The following is a 16931-nucleotide window of genomic DNA, read 5'->3' as shown; positions in this document are numbered from 1 at the left end:
TCGGAAAAGATGATCGCCCCCTACGAAAGATCGCAGTGCTGTCGGGGTTTTAACATTCACAGCGAGCAAAGGTTCTGTGGGGATGGGGCCAGCTTGAGGTAAGCCGGACGTCACGCGACAGGACGTCGCGTGCCGAGGCCCGCATGGATGCGGCCGTTGCCGTTCCGGCGTGCTCAAACTGGCCCCGGACCTGAAGCCAGACTGCCAGCCATTCATTTTTGTGGTCAACCCCTACATGGTTCATGCGCCAGTGGTACGTGCCATTATTTACGCTGGGGTTTGCCGGAGAACAGGAAGCGCAGCAGCGGAATACGCAGATGGATCTCATACAGCAGGAAGGCGATGCCAAACACAAACACCAGACCGGCGAAGAACCCGAGAGTGTTGCTGTCGATCTGCTTCACAAACAGAATGCCGTAGAGAATGGTTAACGGGTGGTGGACCAGGTAGATAAACAGCGAGGCGTTGACCAGGTACGTTACGCGCGGCGAATGGGAGTTCAGCAGGCGGTGACCGAAGGTAAACACGACGTTGACCATCCACAAGCCCATCAGCATTGACACCACCGCATCAATCTCATACAGCCAGCCTTCCCCTTTACTCCAGGTCTGATTGGCCACATAGGCGGCAAAGGCCAGCGCCGATCCGACAAAAGTCCAGGGGACCGGGCGCACAAACAGCGCTTTAATCGCCGGGTATTTCCACGCCATAGCACCCAGCATAAAGAAGGGCAGGAACATCAGTGTCTGCATCACGGCCATATTAAACAGCCCATCGCTGAGGATCTGTGGTGCAAAAATAAACATCAGGCGACGAAATGCCACCCAGACCAGGCTGCAAAGCAGAATAAAACAGGTTAAACGGGTCCAGGTGAGTTCGGAATAGTCTGTTTTCTCACGCGCACTATCGCGCAGAAAACGGAACAGCCAGAAGCCGGCCACGGTCAGAACGATCAGCACCAGCAGGAACCACAGATGGGAAATCAGATCCCAGACCAGCGCGTTATATTTCTCATACAGCGTCTTGCTGCTCCAGTCACCGATCTTACTGGTCCACTCTTTTAGCATAAAAAACTGCGGCAGCGTGATCAGGGGAATGGCCGTCAGCATCGGGATGCCAACCCGCTCCACACGCACCTTCAGCCAGTGTGAAGGGGTGTAACGCAGGAACAGCATGTAGGAGAAATACCCCGAAATAACAAAGAACACCTGCATGCGAAAAGCATGGATGAAATCATTTAACAGCGTCAGCCATTCGGAGGGCGCGACACTGTTCACTGACCAGCTTTGTGTGGAATAAATCAATGACACATGAAAAGGCACCCCTAATAACATCAGCCAGGCGCGAATCGAATCCAGAAAGTATTCTCGTTGTGGTGTTTTTTTAGTCATATGTATCCAATATTCAACAAGTTAATCACCCGGTTCACCCTGAACCAGTCTAAAGCTTACCGCTTACTTTAATAGAGCAAACCCGCGTATACTATCAGCCGAATCTGTTTCCGCTAAACGCTTGAGAATCGGGCTCTTAGCCACTCGGAATAGTGGAACAAAAACAGGCTCAGGCTGTCGGAATGCTGAATTATCCTTTAAGATGGATCCATTGATTTAAGCACCCGAAAGGGGGGGATGTGCGGACTAAAATGAACAATAAACCAAAACTGATGAAATTGCGCTGGGTTGGCGCGGCAGTTTTGCTTTCAATGTATGCCAACGCCAGTTGGGCTTTCAACATTGACGATGTGGCAAAACAGGCGAAAGAGTTAGCCGGTAAAGGCTTTGAAGCGCCGAAAAGTAATCTACCGTCACAGCTGCGTGATATGAAGTATGCCGATTATCAGCAGATCCAGTTCAATCATGAAAAAGCCTATTGGAACAAGCTGAAGACCCCTTTCAAACTTGAGTTTTACCATCAGGGGATGTACTTCGATACGCCGGTGCGCCTCAATGAAGTGACCGCAAACAGCGTTCGCGAGATAAAATACTCTCCGGAATATTTCAATTTCGGCAATGTTAAGCACGATCCGGACACCGTGAAAAACCTCGGTTTTGCCGGTTTTAAAGTGCTGTACCCGCTGAATAGCAAAGATAAGAAAGACGAAATTTCCAGCTTCCTGGGTGCCAGCTATTTCCGCGTGATTGGTCAGGGCCAGGTCTATGGTCTGTCGGCACGTGGTCTCGCCATCGATACGGCGCTGCCGTCCGGTGAAGAGTTCCCGCGCTTCAAACAGTTCTGGATTGAGCGTCCGAAGCCTCAGGATAAACACCTGGTCATCTATGCGCTGCTGGATTCGCCGCGTGCGACAGGCGCCTATCGTTTCCTGATCACCCCAGGTAAAGACAGCACCGTTGATGTGCAGTCAAAAGTCTACCTGCGTGACAAAGTGGGCAAACTGGGCGTGGCACCGTTAACCAGCATGTATCTGTTTGGTGCGAATCAGCCGTCTCCTGTGGCAAACTTCCGCCCGGCGCTGCATGATTCCAACGGCCTGTCTATCCATGCCGGTAACGGTGAGTGGATCTGGCGTCCGCTGAATAATCCGAAACACCTGGCGGTCAGCACCTTCACCGTGGAAAACCCACGTGGTTTCGGTCTGCTGCAGCGTGGTCGTGATTTCGATAAGTATCAGGACCTGGATGACCGCTACGATCTGCGCCCAAGCGGCTGGATCGAGCCGAAGGGTGACTGGGGTAAAGGCCGCGTTGAGCTGGTCGAGATCCCAACCAGCGATGAAACCAACGACAACATCGTGGCGTTCTGGACCCCTGAAAACCTGCCAGAGCCAGGCAAAGAGATGAAGTTTGCCTACCGCCTGCACTTTACCCGTGACGAAAGCCAGCTGCATACGCCGGATACCGCCTATGTGAAAAGCACGCTGCGCTCTCTGGGCGATGTGAAACAGTCTAACCTGGTGCGTCAGCCAGACGGCACAGTGGCGTTTATCGTCGACTTTGTTGGCCCGGACATGAGCAAACTGCCGGAAAACACCCCGGTCACGCCGCAGGTGAGCATCGGTAATAACGGCGAGCTGGTCGAAAACAGCGTGCGTTATAACCCGGTCACCAAAGGCTGGCGTCTGGTGATGCGTATTCGTGTGAAAGACAATAAACAGCCGACCGAAATGCGTGCAGCACTGGTTAACGGTGACAAAACGCTGACGGAAACCTGGAGCAATCAGTTGCCTGCCAATGAATAAGTCTACCGTAATACCCGACGAATATATCGACGCGCTGCCCCTTTCCCCTGAGCGGAAAGGGGCGCTGCGTGATGCGTTGCCAGAACAGCCTGAAGAGATGTTCAGCCAGCTGCACTATCAGCTGGCCGAAGACGGCCCGGTCGAAACGCGCCCCGATGATGCTCCGCAGGAATCGGTAAAAGCGCGTATCGAGATGAGCTGGCCTGACTCTGTTGATGGCGGTCGTCAGTTTGATAAAGACGCGCTGGATCGCACCACGCTGAAAGCGATGCCGAAACACACCCGCTCTTCCATGTACCCGGAAGAGTGGCGGACCAACCCGGTGGCGCGTGCATGGGATTCCCTGCGCGGGCGTAAAAGCACGCCGCGTTACGACAGCCGCGAAGAGCAGAAAAATGAAGACAAATGGCGCCATGTTGGCTCTATTCGTCGTTATATCCTGCTGTTCCTCTCCGTGTTCCAGACAGTCGTCGCTACGTGGTATATGAAAACCATTCTGCCTTACCAGGGCTGGGCGCTGATCGATCCGATGGAGATGATCAACCAGAACTGGCAGCAGTCGGTGTTGCAGATTCTGCCTTACGTGTTGCAGACCGGGATCCTGTTCCTGTTTGCCATCCTGTTCCTCTGGGTCTCTGCGGGGTTCTGGACGGCACTGATGGGCTTCCTGCAGCTGATGATCGGCAAGGACAAATACAGTATTTCGTATCTGACCAACGGCGACGAACCGATTAACCCGGAACACCGCACTGCGCTGATCATGCCCATCTGTAATGAAGATGTCGGGCGTGTGTTTGCCGGTCTGCGTGCCACCTGGGAATCGGTAGTACGTACCGGTGAGCAGGCGAACTACGATGTGTATATCCTCAGCGACAGTTACAACCCGGATATCGCCATGGCTGAACAGAAGGCCTGGATGGAGCTGGTGCGTGATGTCGGTGGGGAAGGGCGTATTTTCTACCGTCGTCGTCGTCGTCGTGTGAAACGCAAATCCGGTAACATCGATGACTTCTGCCGCCGTTGGGGCAGCCAGTACAGCTACATGGTGGTACTGGACGCCGACAGCGTGATGAGCGGTGACTGTCTGAACGGTCTGGTGCGCATGATGGAAGCGAATCCGAAAGCGGGCATCATCCAGTCATCACCAAAAGCGTCGGGTATGGATACGCTGTATGCACGCTGCCAGCAGTTTGCTACGCGTGTTTACGGTCCGCTGTTTACCGCCGGTCTGCACTTCTGGCAGTTGGGTGAGTCGCACTACTGGGGCCACAACGCGATTATCCGCGTGAAGCCGTTTATCGAACACTGTGCGCTGGCGCCGCTACCGGGTGAAGGCTCGTTTGCCGGTTCCATCCTGTCCCATGACTTTGTGGAAGCGGCTCTGATGCGCCGTGCAGGCTGGGGGGTGTGGATCGCTTACGATCTGCCGGGTTCTTATGAAGAGCTGCCGCCAAACCTGCTGGACGAACTGAAGCGTGACCGTCGCTGGTGCCACGGTAACCTGATGAACTTCCGTCTGTTCCTGGTGAAAGGGATGCACCCGGTTCATCGTGCGGTGTTCCTGACGGGCGTAATGTCTTATCTGTCCGCCCCGCTGTGGTTTATGTTCCTGGCGCTCTCCACTGCTCTTCAGGTGGTGCATACGCTGATGGAACCGCAGTACTTCCTGCAACCGCGCCAGCTGTTCCCGGTGTGGCCGCAGTGGCGTCCGGAGCTGGCGATAGCGCTGTTCTCTACCACGTTAGTGCTGTTGTTCCTGCCGAAGCTGCTGAGTATTGTGCTGGTGTGGTTCAAAGGCGCGAAACCTTATGGCGGTGCGTTGCGCGTACTGGCTTCTCTGTTCCTGGAAATGCTGTTCTCCGTGCTGCTGGCACCGGTGCGCATGCTGTTCCATACGGTGTTTGTGGTCAGTGCTTTCCTCGGTTGGGAAGTGGTGTGGAACTCACCGCAGCGTGACGATGATGCCACGCCGTGGAGCGAAGCCTTTAAGCGTCATGGTTCGCAGATGCTGCTTGGCCTGGTCTGGGCGGGCGGTATGGGCTGGCTGGATCTGAACTTCCTCTGGTGGCTGTCGCCGATTGTCTTCTCGCTGATCCTGTCGCCGTTTGTCTCGGTGTGGTCCAGCCGTCGTACGCTCGGCCGCGCATCTAAACGCGGAAAACTGTTCCTGATACCGGAAGAGTTCAGCCCGCCGCAGGAGCTGCTGGATACGGATCGCTATGTTGACCTGAACCGTGAACGTGAGCTGAATAATGGCTTTATGCATGCCATGTTCCACCCCTCGTTTAACGCGCTGGCCAGTGCAATGGCGACCTCGCGTCACCTGAAAAGCGATATTATCGACTTCGCCCGTGACCGTCGTATTGAACAGGCACTCAGTGAGTCGCCAGCGAAGCTGGACCGCGATCAGCGCCTGGCGCTGCTAAGCGACCCGGTCACGCTGTCACGCATGCATTACCGCCTGTGGCAGAACGCCGATAAGTATCACGACTGGTTAGATCATTACCATACGTTGAAACTGAATCCGCTGGCGTTAAATAACGCCAAATAGTACGCGGGTCGGGCATGCCCGACCCCTACGGGATGCCATCCCCGCTCTTGTAGAGGCTGACCTTCTTTTCCGGTCAGCCTGTCAGGCGGGAAGACGAAAAGCCGGAACATGTGTTCCGGCTTTTTTACGTTTTATTTGCATTCAGTGCTATGGCGCTGTGATGCGCAGGCGGTAAGATAGTGCGTTTTTTATTCGGGAATGATGTGGTGAGCATGTTTTTACGCGGTGTGATGTTAGCGGTCAGTGTGCTGGTACTGAGCGGGTGTGGCAGTATTATCAGCAGAACCGTGCCCGGACAGGGGCACGGCAATCAGTATTATCCCGGCGTACAGTGGGATGTCCGTGATACGGCGTGGCGCGTCATCACCATTATTGACCTGCCGCTGTCGCTGGTGGTGGATACGCTGCTGTTACCGGTGGATGCGCACCACGGCCCGTACGAGTAATCCCCTTTATCGTGCCTCAGGCACGGTTATCTGCGTCCGTATTATTGTCTTGCCACTCTTCTGCTGCTGCCTCGGCTTCTTCGCTGTCGGCAGGCGGCTCAAGCTGAAATTCCCCTTCATCCCATTCATGTAGCGTATTTTCAGGCAGCCATTCGCTTCTTAGCTCTATCTCGTCGAAGTCACCATCAAAAATGGCCTGCGCGGCTTCACCGCTGTACAGTGATACCAGCTCGCCTTCATCCCCGTCATCGGTAAGAAACTCCGCCTGCCACATAATATCGCCATCCTGCATCACATATTTTTGCAGATTGAACTGATTCACCGGAGCGTCGTCTTCATCGACCTCCGGGTTGGCGGCAAGGTACTCTTCACGAGCCGTATCAATGGCTTCTTCCAGCGTGGCATAAAGTGTCATGGGCATCTCCCTGGTTTTATCGGTAAAGAGTAATTGTTGTCGCTGTGTGCCAGGATGCAAGGCGGTGAAGGAGAAAATTTGTGTGCCGGGTGCGAAGCAGATTAACAAGAATTTCTGTCGTTTAACGACCTCTGGCCAAAAACTGGACGGAAAAATTTCACTTAAATACATCAGCAGAAAATAGTCTTTATTATTTTTAATTTCTTCTATTTTAATTAAAACAGAGTGTATTGGTGACTTAACATAAATTACAGGATGGAGCATTCAAACTGTATTAATTAAGTTTATTCTTATTTCACAACAGGTAATCTGTGCGCATTAGATTTTTCCTATTTTCACATTTATTTAACTTATATCATGATGATGTTAACCCCGGTAAGGACACTGACGGCATTACTGCTGGTGGGTGTATTTTTTAATCTTTCAGCGGCAACGCTCAGCCCGGCGGACCGTGACGCCGTGCGCCAGCAACAGCAGTACATCCTCGATCAAAACCAGCAGCAGCGTGATGAACTGGAGCGCAGTACGCCACTGCCGTCCGGGCAGTCTCCGCGCCCGGTGGCGAGTTCTTCCGGTCCCTGCTTCAGGATCAATACGCTTCGTCTGACCGGCGTGACGCTGATGTCCCCCCGTCAACAGCAGCAGTTGCTGGCCCCCTGGCAGGGTTCATGCCTGAATATGGCCAATATCAGCCAGCTGACCCACCGCATTTCCGACTGGTATATCAGCCGGGGCTACATTACCAGCCGCGCGTTTATTCCCGAACAGGATCTCTCCGGCGGTGAATTAACCCTGGCGGTGCTGGAGGGAAAGTTACAGCATATTCGTCTCGACGGTTCCCCGGCGCGTGAACTGAAGATGGCCTTCCCCGGCCTGGAAGGAAAAGTCCTTAACCTGCGCGATATTGAGCAGGGGATGGAGCAGATTAACCGCCTGCGCACCACGCCGGTTCAGATTGAAATCCTGCCTGCCGATCGGCCGGGTTACTCGGTGGTGAACCTGACCGCCACCCCGGAGTTTCCCCTCAGTCTCTCCGCCAGTTTTGATAACAGCGGGCAAAAAAGTACCGGCACCGGGCAACTCAGCGCATCGCTTGTGGCAAATAATCCGCTGGGCCTCGCCGACCGCTGGTTTATCAGCGGCGGCCGCAGTTCGGCATTTTCCAGCGCCCGCGATGCGCAAAATTTCCAGGCCGGAGTCAGCGTGCCTTACGGCTACGGGCTGCTGGACTACAGCTACAGCTGGAGCAACTACCTCAGCACCCTCAACAACAACGGCTTTGACTGGCTGTCACGCGGTGACACCAAAACCCACCGGCTCGTTTTCTCCCAGGGGCTGTACCGTAACAGCGATATCAAAACCGGCCTGTCGTTTGGCATAAATCAGCGCATCAGCCGTAACTGGCTGAACGATGCGCTGTTGCAGAGCAGCAGCCGCACGCTTTCCAGCCTGCAAATCGGCATTAACCATACGCAGAAGCTGGGCGGCGGCATCGCCACCCTGAACCCGATGTTCACGCGCGGGATGCCGTGGTTTTCAGCAGAGCGCGATGAGGGGAAAAACGACGACCTGCCGAAGGCAGAGTTTCGTAAATGGAGCCTGAACGGCAGCTACCAGCTCCCCGTGACCAGTAACCTCTGGTGGCTCAGCAGCGTCTACGGCCAGTGGTCACCGGACCGCCTGTACGGCAGCGAACGCCTGACGCTGGGCGGTGACAGCTCGGTGCGCGGCTTTAAAGAGCAGTATCTCTCCGGGGATAACGGCGGCTACTGGCGTAATGAGCTGAACTACAGCCTGTTTACCCTGCCGGGTCTGGGGCAGGTCAGCGCGCTGGCGGCCATCGACGGCGGCTGGCTGCACAGCGATCGCCTTGACCCCTGGGCGGCGGGCACCCTCTGGGGCAGCGCCGTGGGCCTGACCACCAGTCAGCGCTATGTCTCCACGCAGTTTACCGTTGGCACGCCGCTGGATTACCCGGACTGGCTGGCGCCCGATCACCTCATCGTGCAGTACCGCATCTCACTGATTTTTTAAGAGGCCAGGATTATGGACAATCATCAGCAACCGGTTCGTCGTTCTCAGCGTCTGCTGAGCTACCTGATTTGTACGCTGATTGCCGGGCAGCCGCTGCTGCCCGCGGTGGCGGCCGCCATCACCCCGGTGACTCCGGGCAGCCAGATGGACAAGGCGGCCAACGGCGTGCCGGTGCTGAATATCGCCACGCCAAACCCGGCAGGCGTCTCCCATAACCAGTTCAGCGATTACAACGTTGGTAAACCGGGGCTGATCCTGAATAACGCCACCGACAGGCTGACGCAGACCCAACTGGGCGGGCTGATCCAGAACAACCCGAACCTGAAGGCAGGAAAAGAAGCGCGCGCGATCGTCAATGAGGTGGTCGGCGCCAACCGCTCGCAGCTGCAGGGCTTTACCGAGGTGGCAGGCAAGGCCGCGAACGTGATGGTGGTCAACCCGTACGGCATCACCTGTAGCGGCTGCGGTTTTATCAATACGCCGCAGGTGACGTTAACCACCGGGAAACCAGCCTTTGACAGCCAGGGCAACGTCAGCAGCCTGGCGGTGTCGAAAGGCACCATCATCGTTGAAGGGCAGGGGCTGAATGCCAGCCAGAGCGACGCGCTGTCGATTATCGCGCGGGCCACCGAAATCAACGCCGATATTCACGCCCGGGATCTGACGATCATTGCCGGTGCGAACCGCGTTGATGCGCAGGGAAAGGTGACCGCGCAGCACACCCAGGATCCGCAGCCTTCGGTGGCGGTGGACACGGGCGCGCTGGGCGGCATGTACGCCAACCGCATCCGCCTGGTGTCGAGCGACAAGGGCGTGGGGGTTAACCTTGGCAACCTCAACGCACGTCAGGGAGATATTACCCTGGATGCCAGCGGCAAACTGACGATGAACAACAGCCTGGCGAGCGGTGCGATCAACGTCCGGGCAGACACTATCGCGCTCAGCGGCGATCATAAAGCCGGTGGTGACATCAGGGTGAACGGTGACGGTGACGTGGCGCTGAAAAATGCGGCGCTGGTCAGCGATCGGGATGTGGTGCTGAGCGCCGGGAAAAAAGTGGCTCTGGAGAGCGGCAAACTGACGGCGGGCCGGGATATTCAGCTCAGCGGCGATGCGCTGACGCTGGATAACACCAGCCAGGCGAATGCGGCCGGAGATATCCGCGCCACCGCCGCCACCACGCTTTCGCAGCAGGGGCAGCTGGCCGCAGGGCAGGATCTTACGCTAAAGGCGGATGCGCTGGATAACCGTGGCGCGCTGAATGCCGGCCGCGACCTGAGTGCCCGCGCTACCACATTAAGTAACAGCGGCACCATACAGAGCAGCGGCGACCTGACGGTCGGCGGCAGCCAGCTGAAAAACCAGGGCAAGATGCTGAGCGGCGGGGCATTCGCCCTCAGCGGCGATCGCCTTGAGCAGAACGGCACGTTGAGTGCCAAAACGAATGCCAGTCTGAACGTCAGCGACAGTCTGATTCAGGGCGCGCAGGGAGAAATACTCAGCGACGGTTTACTGTCGATTCATGCCGGGAAACTGGAGCAGCAGGGGCTGCTGTCGGGCGATCGCGGCGTGAATTTCAGCGGCGACGGTCTGAATCAACAGCAGGGCGCGCGCATCACCAGCCAGCAGGCGATTGATATCCAGGCCGGCCAGATGCAGCTGGGCGGCGAGGTTAACGCCGGGGGAGATCTGACGCTGGCGGGTGTGCAGCTCACCACGCTGGGATCGGCACAGGTACAGAGCGGCGGTAACCTCAAACTGGAGGCGCAGCAGGCCACGCTCGGCGGCACCCACGCCGCGCGCGGCGACCTCAGCGTCAGCGCCACCACCCTCGATCACACGGGTAAAAGCAACGCGGCACGTATCGCACTCACCGCCGACAGCCTGAATAATCAGGGCACCCTGGTGGCGCCCGAGCTGTCACTGAACACTCAGCACCTCACCAACGGCGGCCTGCTGGACGGCAGCCACAGCCTGCAATTGCAGACCGATCTGTTCGATAATTTACAGGGTGCCACGCTGCACAGCGCGGGCGACCTTGTACTCAGCCCTGCGCGGCTGAATAACGCCGGGCTGATCGCCAGCGACGGCGACCTGACGCTCGCCGGCGACAGCCTGTTTAACCGCGGTGAAATCAACGCGCACAGTCTGACGGCAACCTACCTTGACCTGAATAATCAGCAGGGCGGCCTCCTGCTGGCGCAGGACAGGCTGACCACCGACAGCCAGACGCTGGATAACGCCGGACAGATGGCGGCCGCTACGCTCAGCGTTTCCGCTGAACGGCTGGATAATGACGGCACCTTACAGGGCAGCAACGGCCTGGCGCTGACGGTGAAAACAGTGACCAGCCAGGGAACGATGGCCTCGGACGGATTGCTGACAATCGACGGCGACAGCCTGAACAATGGCGGCGTCCTTCAGGGGGCGACGCTGACGCTGAGCCTGGCACAGCAGTTTGTTAACCGGCAGGGCGCGGCGGTTAATGCCACCCGCCGCCTGGACATCGACACGGCCAGCGCGATCAATGATGGTGAGATACTGTCTCCCGCGCTGACGCTGAACAGTGACAGCCTGGTGAACCGTGGCTGGATGCAGGGCGGTGATGCGTTGGTGGTGAACAGCAACGATATCACTAACCTGGCCGGTGCCACCCTGGTGAGTGGCGACCGCGCCGGACTGACCGGCACCACCCTGAATAATAGCGGCCTGCTGCAGGCCGGGCAGCTGGTTCTGCGCAGCGAGATCCTCGATAACAGCGGAACGCTGCTGGTGAGTCACAACGGTGACCTGAAGGTGGAGCAGACGCTGACCAACAGCGGGCTGCTGCAAATCAGTGAGACGCTGGATCTGACGGCGCGCGAGCTGAATAACCGGGGCCAGTTACTGGCGGGCCGCACGCTGACGCTGAACGCAGAAACGCTGACCAACACCGGGCTGTTGCAGGGCGATGAGGGGCTGACCTTCACGGGCACCTCGCTGGATAATCAGGCGGGCGGGCAGATCCGCAGCCAGCAAGACGCGCAGTTAACCGGGCAGCAGTTACGCAATAGCGGAAAAATCACCGCACAGGATCTCGGTCTTCACGGCAATGACCTCAGCAACAGCGGCCTGTGGCAGGGCAACGATCGCCTTGCCGTTACGGCCGATCGGCTGATCCAAAGCAGCAGCGGACAGGCGTTAAGCGGCGGAAGCCTGGATCTCAACAGCCATACGCTGACCAGCGAAGGGACGTTGCAGGGGGAGCAGGTCACTGTCACAGCAGATGACTGGCAGCATCAGGGGACGCTGATCGGCGGCACCGATGTGCTGGCGCACATCGTCGGGACGCTGGCGAACAACGGCGAAATACTCAGTCAGGGGCGCGTTGCGCTTCAGGCGGCCACGCTGAACAATGCGGGCAAACTCCTCGGCGGGAAGGTCGTGACGCTGCGCGCAGATGCGCTGACGAATCAGGGCGCCGTGCAGGGCAGTACGCTGGCGGTTGACGCCACCACGCTGAGCAATAACGGGACACTGCTGGGCCTGCAGGCATTAAGCCTCGGCCCTGTCTCCGCTGCCGTGGCGCGTATGGCGCTGGCGGCCACCCCGGCGCTGCCGCGCATTTACCGCGGCAGCGGAAAGCTGTTGACGCAGGGAACGCTGACACTGTCTGGCGACAGCCTGGTCAACGACGGCAGCTGGCAGGCGCAGGATATCGTGCTGAACGCGGGCAGTCTGACCAATAAGGGGCGCATACAGAGCGCCGACAGCCTGGATTTCCAGCTGAGTGATGCGCTGATATCCGGCGCAGGCAGCCAGATCGCTGCGCAGGGTAAAGCCTTACTGCATGCCACCGCGCTGAACAATCAGGGGCAGTGGATGGCCAGCAACCTCGCCCTGACGGGCGACACGCTGGATAACCAGGGGGTTATCAGCGGAGTGGATAACCTGACCCTGACGCTGAATGGCGCAGTGCAGCAGCAGCAGGCGGCATCGCTACTCAGTGGCGGTGACCTGACCCTCAACGCTCGCGAACTGAACGGCGCCGGCCAGCTTATGGCGCTCGGGGATATGACGCTGAAACTGGTCAGTGGGCTGACTCACCGCGGCACGCTGGCGGCAGCGAACCAGCTGACGGTCACCAGCAAGGGGGCAATCGACAATCAGGGCGTGATACAGGGGCAGGGCGTGGATCTCAGTGCGGGGGGCGCGCTGACCAACAACGGTAAAATCACCACTGGCAGTGACGCCAGCACCCTGAGTGGCAGCCAGATCGCCCTCAATAACGGCAGTAGCGTGCAGGGCGGGGGCGCCCTGGCGCTGATCAGCCAGGGCGATATCCGCGTTGATGGCTTTACCGGCACGGCCGGATCGCTGACGCTGACGGCACCGGGCAGCATCACCAACAGCGCCATGCTGTACGCCGGTGGCGATATGCATCTGCAGGCCAAGAACATCCGTAACCAGCGCGGCGATATTCTTGTGGACAATAACCTGTGGATGCAGCGCGACGCGGCGGGCAATGCCAACAGCGAGATCGTGAATACCTCCGGCACCATTGAAACCCGTAACGGCAATATCAGCCTGGCGACCGCGCATCTGCTGAACCAGCGCGACGGGCTGACCTGGACGGAGAAGGAGACGAACTATTATCCTGGCGGTACGGCGAAAATCACTCTGCCAATGACCAAAGACAAGTTGACGTTTGGTAACGATCAAACTTGCTACGGCAGAGGCAACATGTGCATTGATCACCCGTATACACGGCTGTTAACTGAATACCATCAGCAAACCGTTTTGGTCAGTGAAAAGCAGGTTACTGTGAGCGCCAGTGGCGGTGCAGCACGAATCGCGGCAGGAAAAAATCTGACCATTAACGCTGATAAACTTGAAAATAAAGCCAGCAACCTGCTTGCCAGCGGGAATATGCAACTGCGCGGCAGTAGTCTGGATAACGATTCGATTGAGAACGGTATATTACGCACATGGCAGACATATAACTGCAGCACAACATCGTCAAAAATATGTCAAGGAGGTCTGACCGCAGGGAAACCCTCCACATCAGCTTACGACTTCACTTTTTGGCTTACAGGCGGCCCAACCATTGAAAACCTCTCCACCGGAAGCGCACTGCGCGCCGTGATCCAGGCCGGTGGCGCACTGACCGCCAGCTTTACCCGCAATATCAGCAACACCACCACCCGTGCCAATACCGGCACCCTGACCAGCACGCTGGCCAAACCGGCCCTGAATACCCTCAGCCAGCAGGCGATCGGCAGCACCGTTCAGCAGCAAACGCTGGGCAACGCAGATAAAATCGCGGTGAACTCGCCTCAGTGGCAGGCACAGATACAGTCAGCCCTGCAACAGATGAGTGGCGGCCGCGCACTGGACAGCAGTGGTCAGCCGCTGGCGACGCTGGCTGATCAACATACGGGCAATCAAAACGGTACAACGCTGTTTACAAAAGCAGCGACACCGTTGCCGCAGCCTGCGGCTCAGGGCATCGATACCAGCGCCTGGCCGCTACCTACCGGTAATAACGGCTACTTCGTCAGCGCCAGCGATCCTAAAAGCCCGTATCTGATCGTCACCAACCCGCAGCTCGACGGGCTGGGCAAGCTGGATCACAACCTGTTCGGCGACCTCAATGCATTACTGGGTAAACAGCCGGGCAACGCGCCGCAGGAAACGCGCAGTGCTTACACTGACCAGAAACAGTTCCTCGGGTCGTCCTACCTGCTCGATCGCCTGAATGTTAAGCCAGAGTATGACTATCGTTTTCTGGGTGATGCGGCCTTTGATACCCGCTATGTCCGCAATGCGCTGCTAAACCAGACCGGCAACCGCTATCTGAACGGGGTGGGTTCAGACCTGGAACAGATGCGCTATCTGCTGGATAACGCTGCCAGCGCCCGGCAGTCGCTGGGGTTAAAATTTGGCGTATCGCTGGATGCAAAACAGGTGGCGGCACTTGACCACAGCATTGTCTGGTGGGAAGCGACGCAGATTAACGGCGAAACCGTGATGGTGCCGAAGCTCTACCTGTCGCCGAAGGATATTACCGTTAACAGCGGCAGCGTGATGGCCGCCAACTCGGTGGAACTCAACGCCGGAACGCTGACCAACAATGGCAGCACGCTGGCCGCCAAAACCGATCTGAATATCAACAGTCAGAACAGCATCAATAACCTGAATGCCGGTGTGATTAGCGCTGCCGGGGATATCAACCTCAGTGCGCTGGGCGATATCAACAATATCGGTTCGGCCATCAGCGGTAAAACCCTGGCGCTGGAAAGCCTTGACGGCAGCATTAATAACCAGACGCTGGCCACGCAGTGGAATGCCAGCAGTGAAGGCTGGTTTGGTTCAGGTGTTTCGATGAGCCAGACCCAGCAGGGGACCACGGCCTCACTGACCGGGCAGCAGGGCGTGACCCTGAAAGCGGCGAAAGATATCACCCTTACCGGCAGTCAGGTGAAGGCAGGCGGCGATCTGTTGCTGGATGCGGCGGGGGACATTGCCATCCGTGCCAACCAGGCAACGAGCAGCAATCGCTACACCGGTTTTGCAGGAAAAAATATCTCCAGCAGCAATCAGGTGAGCAACACCGGCAGTGATGTTCAGGCCGGGGGATCGCTTGGCGTCAACGCCGGACATGACCTCAGCGTGACGGCCAGCACCCTCAACGCGGCGAAGAATATGACGTTAGCCGCAGGTAACGACCTCAATCTCAATGCCGCCAGTACCGCGCAGCGCAGCAGCCTGGGCAAAGGGGAAAACCATGTTACCGGACAGGATCGTACCACGCTGACCAGCGGCAATGATCTGACGCTCAGTGCAGGCCGCGACCTGAACAGCCAGGCGGCGGGCCTGGTGGCCGATAACGATGTGGCCTTGAAGGCGGGGCGGGATGTGAATCTGCGGGCAGCCACCACCACTAAAGGTGACAGCTACCGCAGCAGCGAACGTACGGAAATCCACGAAGCGGTGCGCCAGCAGGGCACGGAGATCGCCAGCGGCGGCAATACTGCGGTGCAGGCGGGGCGGGATATCAACAGCGCGGCCACTCAGGTGACGGCACAGCAGGATATTGCCCTGAAAGCCGGGAATGACGTCAACCTGACGACGGCCACCGAGAGTGATTATTTCTACAAAGAAGAGACCAAAACCAAAAAAGGATTCCTCAGCAAAAAAACCACCCACACCATCAAAGAGGACCGTTCGACGTCGGAGAAAGGCACGCTGCTGAGCGGCGATAACGTGAGCGTTGAGGCCGGTAAAAATATCCTGGTGAAAGGATCGCAGGTGGTGGGTGATGACGCAGTGACCCTGAACGCGGCCAGTAATATCGATATTGTTGCCGCGACCAACACGGACTCCAGCTGGCGTTTCAGTGAAACGAAAAAAAGCGGGTTGATGGGCACGGGTGGGATTGGTATCACCATCGGCACCTCCAGCCAGAAACATGACTTAAAAGTGAAGGGGACAACCCAGAGCCAGAGCGTCAGCACCGTGGGCAGCACCGGCGGCAATGTTACTATCAGCGCCGCTGACGGCGTGAAAATCAGCGGTGCGGACCTGGTGGCGGGTAAATCATTAACGGTTAACGGTGACAGCGTGGTCATCGCGCCAGGCCACGACAAACGTACCGTGGACGAGCGTTTCGAGCAGAAATCCACGGGGATTACGCTGGCGCTCTCCGGCGCAGTCGGAGAGGCAATCAACAATGCGATAGCCACCGCACAGGCCGCGAAAGGGGAAAGTGATGGTCGCCTGGCCGCCCTGCAGGCAACAAAAACCGCGCTCTCCGGGGTGCAGGCAAAACTGGCCAGCCAGCAGGCGCAGGTCAGCGGCGACCCGAATAACGGCATTGGTATCAGCATCTCGCTGACCACGCAGAAGTCAAAATCGCAGTCGCAGCAGGTCAGTGATGCGGTATCCGGCTCGACCCTGAATGCGGGACAGAATCTGGCGATTACCGCCACGGGTAAAGGTAAATCGGCTAACAGCGGGGATATCGCTATTGGCGGCAGCCAGTTGAAAGCGGGCGGTGACACCACACTGACGGCGGCGAAAGACATCCTGCTAACCGGTTCGGCCAACACGCAGCAGTCTACGGGCAGTAACTCCAGCGGCGGCGGCGGCGTGGGCATCAGTTTTGGCGTGGGCAACGGCAGCGCCGGGTTGAGTATCTTTGCCAGTGTGAACGGCGCGAAAGGCAAAGACTCAGGCAACGGTACCCAGTGGAGTGAAACCACCCTCGACAGCGGTGGCAACGTCTCGCTGAACAGCGGGCGTGATACT

The 16931-nt window shown here is 57.7% G+C and carries 7 protein-coding genes; 5 read left to right on the top strand and 2 right to left on the bottom strand.

The window, feature by feature from the left end; all coding sequences use genetic code 11:
• Nucleotides 1–263: 263 nt before the first annotated feature.
• Nucleotides 264–1391 carry a glucans biosynthesis protein MdoC gene (mdoC, locus tag ACFL9S_RS23480; RefSeq protein WP_405264282.1) on the bottom strand — a complete coding sequence of 376 codons (1128 nt, stop codon included), beginning with the start codon at nt 1389–1391 and terminating at the stop codon, nt 264–266.
• A gap of 269 nt (nt 1392–1660) precedes the next feature.
• Between mdoC and ACFL9S_RS23475 the strand changes: the two genes are divergently transcribed.
• From ACFL9S_RS23475 to ACFL9S_RS23465, 3 genes are all read left to right on the top strand, one after another.
• Complete coding sequence (locus tag ACFL9S_RS23475; protein ID WP_405264284.1) at nt 1661–3196, top strand: glucan biosynthesis protein G; 1536 nt, start codon at nt 1661–1663, stop codon at nt 3194–3196.
• Nucleotides 3189–5747, top strand: a complete 2559-nt coding sequence (gene mdoH / locus ACFL9S_RS23470) for a glucans biosynthesis glucosyltransferase MdoH (RefSeq protein ID WP_405264281.1) — start codon at nt 3189–3191, stop codon at nt 5745–5747. The genes ACFL9S_RS23475 and mdoH overlap by 8 nt, the downstream gene beginning before the upstream one ends.
• Before the next feature lie 212 nt (nt 5748–5959).
• Complete coding sequence (locus ACFL9S_RS23465; RefSeq protein ID WP_234472169.1) at nt 5960–6193, top strand: YceK/YidQ family lipoprotein; 234 nt, start codon at nt 5960–5962, stop codon at nt 6191–6193.
• 16 nt (nt 6194–6209) lie between these two features.
• Here ACFL9S_RS23465 and ACFL9S_RS23460 read toward each other — a convergent pair whose 3' ends face one another.
• Nucleotides 6210–6608, bottom strand: a complete 399-nt coding sequence (locus tag ACFL9S_RS23460) for a MysB family protein (RefSeq protein ID WP_405264280.1) — start codon at nt 6606–6608, stop codon at nt 6210–6212.
• A 357-nt stretch (nt 6609–6965) separates the two neighbouring features.
• On the opposite strand from ACFL9S_RS23460, the gene ACFL9S_RS23455 reads away from it, so the two are divergent.
• Complete coding sequence (locus tag ACFL9S_RS23455; RefSeq protein WP_405264279.1) at nt 6966–8642, top strand: ShlB/FhaC/HecB family hemolysin secretion/activation protein; 1677 nt, start codon at nt 6966–6968, stop codon at nt 8640–8642.
• Between the two features lie 12 nt (nt 8643–8654).
• On the top strand, nt 8655–16931 hold an 8277-nt coding region (locus ACFL9S_RS23450), incomplete at its 3' end, for a hemagglutinin repeat-containing protein (protein ID WP_405264277.1).

This window comes from Erwinia sp. AnSW2-5, assembly GCF_045107195.1.
Classification (GTDB): Bacteria; Pseudomonadota; Gammaproteobacteria; order Enterobacterales; family Enterobacteriaceae; genus Erwinia.
Note: the sequence above shows the minus strand (reverse complement) of the source record. Positions and strands in the feature narration are given on the sequence as shown.

Coding starts and splice junctions, on each gene's coding strand:
- mdoC (WP_405264282.1), bottom strand. CDS start 1,391: ATGACTAAAAAAACACCACAACGAGAATACTTTCTGGATTCGATTCGC.
- mdoH (WP_405264281.1), top strand. CDS start 3,189: ATGAATAAGTCTACCGTAATACCCGACGAATATATCGACGCGCTGCCC.
- ACFL9S_RS23465 (WP_234472169.1), top strand. CDS start 5,960: ATGTTTTTACGCGGTGTGATGTTAGCGGTCAGTGTGCTGGTACTGAGC.
- ACFL9S_RS23460 (WP_405264280.1), bottom strand. CDS start 6,608: ATGACACTTTATGCCACGCTGGAAGAAGCCATTGATACGGCTCGTGAA.
- ACFL9S_RS23455 (WP_405264279.1), top strand. CDS start 6,966: ATGATGATGTTAACCCCGGTAAGGACACTGACGGCATTACTGCTGGTG.